The organism is Pinirhizobacter sp. (assembly GCF_035317885.1).
GTDB lineage: Bacteria > Pseudomonadota > Gammaproteobacteria > Xanthomonadales > Rhodanobacteraceae > Pinirhizobacter.
The window spans coordinates 1-6,517 of sequence record NZ_DATHFX010000504.1; the positions used below are offsets into that span (position 1 = coordinate 1).

General features: G+C 60.2%; 4 protein-coding genes and 1 pseudogene. 4 read left to right on the top strand and 1 reads right to left on the bottom strand.

Annotated features, from left to right (window positions below):
* From VK519_RS16590 to VK519_RS16605, 4 genes and pseudogenes are all read left to right on the top strand, one after another.
* On the top strand, positions 1 to 552 hold a 552-nt coding region (locus VK519_RS16590), incomplete at its 5' end, for a DNA-directed RNA polymerase subunit alpha (protein ID WP_324351593.1).
* Positions 553 to 580: 28 nt separating this feature from the next.
* A pseudogene (gene rplQ / locus VK519_RS16595) lies at positions 581 to 952 on the top strand (50S ribosomal protein L17); the annotation flags it as partial.
* A 928-nt stretch (positions 953 to 1,880) separates the two neighbouring features.
* Complete coding sequence (locus tag VK519_RS16600; RefSeq protein WP_324351595.1) at positions 1,881 to 4,832, top strand: lectin-like domain-containing protein; 2,952 nt, start codon at positions 1,881 to 1,883, stop codon at positions 4,830 to 4,832.
* A gap of 95 nt (positions 4,833 to 4,927) precedes the next feature.
* Positions 4,928 to 5,527 carry a dienelactone hydrolase family protein gene (locus VK519_RS16605; protein WP_324351597.1) on the top strand — a complete coding sequence of 200 codons (600 nt, stop codon included), beginning with the start codon at positions 4,928 to 4,930 and terminating at the stop codon, positions 5,525 to 5,527.
* A gap of 95 nt (positions 5,528 to 5,622) precedes the next feature.
* Here VK519_RS16605 and pepQ read toward each other — a convergent pair.
* On the bottom strand, positions 5,623 to 6,517 hold an 895-nt coding region (gene pepQ / locus VK519_RS16610), incomplete at its 5' end, for a Xaa-Pro dipeptidase (protein WP_324351598.1).

A 6,517-nucleotide genomic window follows, 5' to 3' on the forward strand; every position in this document is an offset into this window, starting at 1 on the left:
CGTCCGGCGGCGCAGCGCATGGCATTTGAAGAGCAGACGCGCGCGATCGGCCGTTTGCAATTGGACGCTTCCTTCAGCCCCGTGCGCAAGGTGACCTACAACGTCGAGAGTGCGCGCGTCGAGCAGCGCACCGACTTGGACAAGCTGATTCTGGATATCGAGACCAACGGGACGATCGATCCTGAAGAGGCGATCCGCCGTGCCGGTGGAATTCTCAAGGACCAGTTGTCGGTGTTCGTCGACCTGCAGGGTCAGGATGAATCGACGACAAAAGCCACTGAAACGCAGTTCGATCCGATTCTGTTGCGTCCGGTCGATGAACTGGAACTCACGGTGCGCAGCGCCAACTGCCTCAAGGCGGAGAACATCCACTACATCGGCGATCTGGTGCAACGCACGGAAGTCGAATTGCTGCGCACGCCGAACCTCGGCAAGAAGTCTTTGACGGAAATCAAAGAGGTTCTCGAGAGTCACGGCCTGACGTTGGGTATGCGGATCGACAACTGGCCGCCGCCGGGATTGAAGCGCGACGACGAGCGCGACGGCATTTGAATTAAGCGATAAGGGTTAAGAGAAGAACATGCGTCACAGAAACAGCGGCCGTCAGCTATCGCGAAATGCCTCGCATCGTCATGCGATGTTGCGCAACATGGCGACCTCGCTGCTGCAGCACGAAACCATTCGCACCACGGTACCGAAGGCCAAGGAATTGCGCCGAGTAGTCGAGCCGTTGATCACCCTCGCCAAGGTGGATTCGATCGCGATGCGCCGCCTGGCGTATGCGCGGTTGCGCGACGAGAATGTGGTGGAAAAGCTGTTTGCCGATTTGGGGCCGCGCTTCAAGGCGCGCGCCGGCGGCTACACGCGGATTCTCAAGATGGAGCCGCGTCCGGGCGATTCAGCCGACATGGCGCTGATGCAGCTGGTGGATTCCGCGGTGGTAGCGACCGAAAAGAAGGACGATACCAAGGCCGCCAAAGCCCCCAAGGCAGCCTCGAAGAAGAGCAAGAAGGCCGCGCCCGCCGCCGACGAAGGCGAAGCGGAAGCGAAGCCGAAGCGGCGCAAGAAAGCCGCCGCTTGAGGTCAGCGGCGGCTTTGTTCTGAATCAGTTGCCGGTGCTCACGTAGATTTCTTTGCTGCTCATGGCTGCGACTTGTGCCGCAAGACATCCCACCGTTCGGTGACCGCCACCCGTAGCCTGCTATCGTCGATCTTTGCGATCCACTCACGTAATTCGCGACGAGAGATGTTCGCTGGCCAGCTCAGCTCGGGGAAATGTCGCAGCCGCCGGCCGCGCCGGGTCGACAAATACAGCGCGTCGAATAGAGCTTTGGCAGGGGTAGCGATGTCGAAGTTGCCGGTGTTTCGATACGGACCGTAGCCGCCGATGAGTGCGGGGTCGAGTCGGTGGAACTGATATGTCCCAAAAGAGGTTCGTACGGTGGGACGTATTCGTCTCACGGGAGCAGGAGACTCTTAATCAATTGGTCGTAGGTTCGATCCCTACACGGCCCACCATTTAAGCCAGTATAGTCAATAACTTACGCCGGACCTGCGCATCGCTCGAGAGCGGTATTGTCCCATTCAACGCCGTTCGTGCCCATTGGTCATGCTGGTTTTGTACCTTTCGGCGACTGTCTTGCTCACCTTGCACCAGTCCGACACGAGTGCAACTCCTCCGCACTTGATGCTCGCATGACTGTAAATGGTACAGCGCAAAGGCAATCGAATTTGTAAAAAGTACCAAGGTCTCGATTGAAGTAAAGCGGCTCATCCGGCGCAGGAATTGTCTTGACGAGAGGCTCTGCCCGGACGATCCTTCGGACACGAACAAGATTGTTATGCCGGCATGAAGCCGGCGGAAACGTCGGAGAATTAACATGGGGATCAAGACGCGCTTCGCGGTGTTTGCGGCACTGGCGGGCGTCACCTTGTCCGCGCACGCGGCCATCAACGTGACGAGCTGGCGCTACGACAACAGCCGTCAAGGCCAGACGACGACCGAAACCGTTCTCACGACCGCGAACGTCAAACCCGCCACCTTCGGAAAACTCTTTTCCTACACGGTCGACGGCTATGTGTATGCGCAGCCGCTGCTGGTCACCGGCGTGAATGCCGGCGGGACGGTGCACGATGTCGTGTACGTGGCTACCGAGCACGACAGCGTGTTCGCCTTTGATGCCTACAAGAACCAGCAGCTGTGGAAAGCAAGTCTGCTCGACGTCTCGCACGGTGCCGCCAGTGGGGCGACCTCGGTGCCGAGTACAGATCTCGGCACCAATGACATCGTTCCGGAGATAGGCATCACCGGGACCCCCGTCATCGACATGGCGAGCGGCACGCTTTTCGTGGTTTCGAAGACGAAGGAAGGCACCACTCATCCGGTGCGGCTGCATGCACTCGACCTGGCGACGGGCAACGAGAAAGCAGGCAGCCCCGTCCTCATCACCGCATCGGTGCCCGGAACCGGTATTGCCAGTGTCAATGGCACCATAACCTTCAACCCCACATGGCAACTGAACCGTACCGGCCTGATGCTGGCGAACGGTTCGGTATATGTCGCTTTTGGTGCACACGGCGACAACGGTCCCTACCACGGCTGGCTGTTCGCCTACAACGCAACCACCCTCAAACAGGTCGCGGTCTACAATTCCAGCCCCAACGCCAAAGGTAACGGTATCTGGCACTCGGGCGCACCACCGGCGGCTGATACGGTCAACGGAACTAGCCGTATATTCTTCGCCACCGGCAACTTTTTCGGCACGGGCAATGGCAGCAATCCTATACCCTCTCCACCGTATAACACCCCGCAAAATTACAGCAACTCGATCGTACGGGGCGACATCACCAACGGCGGCCTGAGCATCACTGATGCGTGGACGCCGTACGATACGGTGAGTCTGAGCAGTAGCGACCGCGATCAAACTTCGGGTGGCATTCTGCTCTTGCCGGACCAGACAACCACGCCGGTGCGTGAGTTGGTGCAGATCGGTAAGAATGGTCGCATCGAGGTGCTCGACCGCGACAACCTCGGAGGTTACAACTCCAGCCACAATGCCATCGTTCAGGAGATCAGCGGCCAGGTTGCTGGCTTGTGGAGCACGCCGGCTTACTGGAACAAGTCGGTCTATTTCTGGGGAAGCACAGACAAATTGAAGCAATTCTCGCTCAACGCCGGCCGGCTGAGCGCGACGCCGACTTTTACCGGCTCAGTGACCTCTGCCTTTCCGGGCGCGAGCCCCGTGATCAGCTCCAACGGTACCGCCAATGGCATCGTGTGGACCATCCGCAGCGATACATACAGCACCAACGATCAGGCGATACTGTACGCCCATGACGCTACCAACGTGTCCCGCCAGCTGTATGCCAGCGATCAGAACCCGACCCGCGATGCAGCAGGCATGGCGGTCAAGTTCGTGGTACCGGTAGTCGCCAACGGCCAGGTGTACGTCGGCGCGCGCTCGCAAGTGAGCGTCTACGGACTCCTGTCGACCGTGAAGCCGACCGTGCCCACTCCGACCTTCAGTCCGGTACCGGCTGTATATTCGAATGCCACGAGCGTCAGCATCGCGGACGCCTTGACGAGTGCCGCTATTCACTACACCACGAACGGCACGGCGCCGACGACAGCCTCGACGCCCTACATCGGCCCCATCACGATCAGCAGCACCACACAAGTCCAGGCCATTGCGGTCGCATCGGGCTACAACAATTCGAGCGTCGCGTCCGGCATCTACACCATCGGCACGCCGCCGGTACTCAACTTTCCGAACGGGTTCTCCTCTGTAGCAGGGCTTACGCTCAACGGGAGCGCGACCAATACCGACGACAGTCGACTGCAGCTGACCGACGGTGGGCAACATCAAGCAGGCAGCGTATTCAGCTCAGCCGCCGTGGATATCCGCAACTTCACCAGTGACTTCACCTTCCAGCTGTCCGGTTCTGCGCCGTTGGGCGACGGCATTACCTTTACCATCCAGGCGCAAGGCCCGACTGCCCTCGGTCCGTCTGGCGGCGGCCTCGGCTACGGGCCCGGCTCCCCGGGAGGTACCGGAGGCATCCCGAACAGCGTGGCGGTCAAGTTCGATATCTACAACAACTACGGGGAAGGGACCAGTTCGACCGGCGTGTATGTCAACGGTGCATCGCCCACGATACCCACCGTGAGCCTCACGTCGTCAAACATCGCGCTTTCCAATGGCGATACCGTAACCGTGCATCTTGTCTATGACGGCACAACCTTGCAGATGACGATCACCGACCCGGTCACCAATGGCAAGTATGTCAGTTCGAAGACGATCAACATTCCGTCGACGATCGGAGCCACTTCGGCATACGTGGGCTTTACCGGCGGCACGGGCGGCGCGACAGCCAGCCAGAAGATCCTCACATGGGTGTTCAAATCCACCGCAGGGGCAAGCGAGGCGACCTACCAGGCCGAAAATCTATCCGCGGTGAGCTCAGGTCCTACCTTTCGCACCTTCACGTGGCCGAGCTTCTCCGGTGGCATCGGCACCATTCTCGATGCCACCAAGGTGGGCGACTACGTGATCTTGAATGTCAACTTCCCGCAGCCAGGCACCTACGATCTGAAATTGACGACCAAGGCCTATTTCCTCCGTGGTTTGTTTCAAGTGGCATTCGACGGGGTGAACGTCGGCCCGGTGCAAGATGGCTACGCCGCCACCGAATCTTACCGGACGCTCGATGTCGGACCCGTGACCATTGGCACGGCCGGCACCCACGCATTGCGTTTCTCGGTGACCGGTAAAAACGCAAAATCGACCGGATACCCGATCTGTCTCGATACCTTGACCTTCACGCCGCAATAGCTGTGCGCGCTGCCCTGACATCCTTCTTCGCGAGATGCTGCCTACTCGCGTTGCTGGCAAGCGGTTCTGCCTTCGCACAGGGTGTGCGAATCCATATGCACGGCGAGGGACCCTACGCTGCGGACGGATTTTTCTTTACCCCGGCCGATCCCAACTTGCCGGGTGGCCTGCTGCTGATTCCGGGCAAAGCGGGCGTCTCGCCGGCGATTCAGCTTGCGGCGCAGAAACTGGCGGAGGCCGGCTACCGAGTTGTACTGCTCGACCCCAACCGGGGCGGATCCCCGGAATTAACACCCCCAGAGGAACAGACTTGGGCGGACATTGGCGCGGCGCTCAAGTTCCTCGACGCGCAGTCTGTGACTCATCCTGTGAAGCTCGGCGTGCTGGGTGTGGGCGAAGGCGCGCGCATGGCGCTGCGCCTCGCCCGCGAACGACTCGTGAACGCCGTCGCGATTGAAAGCCATGATTCTCCACGACCGAATGATCTACCGACAGCCACACCGCTACTGGCCAGCGTGGCCGGGCCTGCGAAACCACACCGCAGCGCTCCACATTCCAGCCTCGCACGAATTGAGTTCTATGGAGCCCGTGATGGCGCGGCCAGCGACCAGAATGCGCTGTTCGACTCAGCGGACCTGGTCAAAATCCGACAAAACGAACTTGAATTTTTCGCGCAGCACCTGGGCCCGCGCTGAGTGATCCCCTCATTGAGCTGCCAGCCTTTGAGCGGCATCGAGATACTACTACCTTGAGGACGACGGCTTCGCCCAGTTGCAGGTCGAATTGACGGTCAATCCCCGGCTCCTTTGCGCACAGCGGCTCGAGCGAATGCGTCGCGAGTCAGGTTTTCGGGTTTGTGAGTGGTCGCGGCAACGTTGTCTTCGATGCGCACGCCGCCGTAGGGCTTGAGTTCCTCGACTACCGCCCAGTCGATATGCGCACGACGCTCGTCCGCGTGAGCCGCGGCAAGCAACGAATCAATCAGGTAAATACCGGGCTCCACCGTCACCACCACGCCGGGTTCGAGCATGCGGGTCAAGCGCAGGAAGGGATGGCCTTTGGGCCGTTCACGCTCATGACCGTTCGCATCGCCCATGACGCCGCCGACATCGTGTACCTGTAGACCCAACAAATGCCCGATGCCATGCGGAAAAAACACGCTGGTCACGCCGGACTCCAAGGCGGCTTGTCCCGGCAACTTGGTCAGGCCGATCTGCTGCATGACGTCGCCCAGGATCCGATGTGCCGAGAGATGCACGTCGCGGTAATCGCGGCCGGCAAGGATCTCGCTACACAGCGCCAATTGCGCTTTGTCCATCGCTTGCACGAGATCCGCGAACCGCCCGGAAGACTTCGCGTAGGTGCGGGTAATATCCGAGGCATAGCCGCGGTATTGGGCACCGGCGTCGATCAGGAATGAGCGCAACGGCGCGGGCGTCGCGCGTGCCAAGTGCTGGTAATGCAGCACGGCCGCATTCTCGTTGTAGGCGACAATGTTGTTATAGGGCATCTCCTCTTCGCGCTGCCCGCAGGCTTCCAGATAGCTCATGTGCGCGTCGTATTCGGAGCCTCCGCGGCTGAATGCCGCGAATGCTGCCGCATGGCCACGGGCGCCCAGTTCGCTGGCCTTGCGCAGACACGCCAGTTCATAGGGTGTCTTCACGGCACGCTCATAGTCGAGCAGC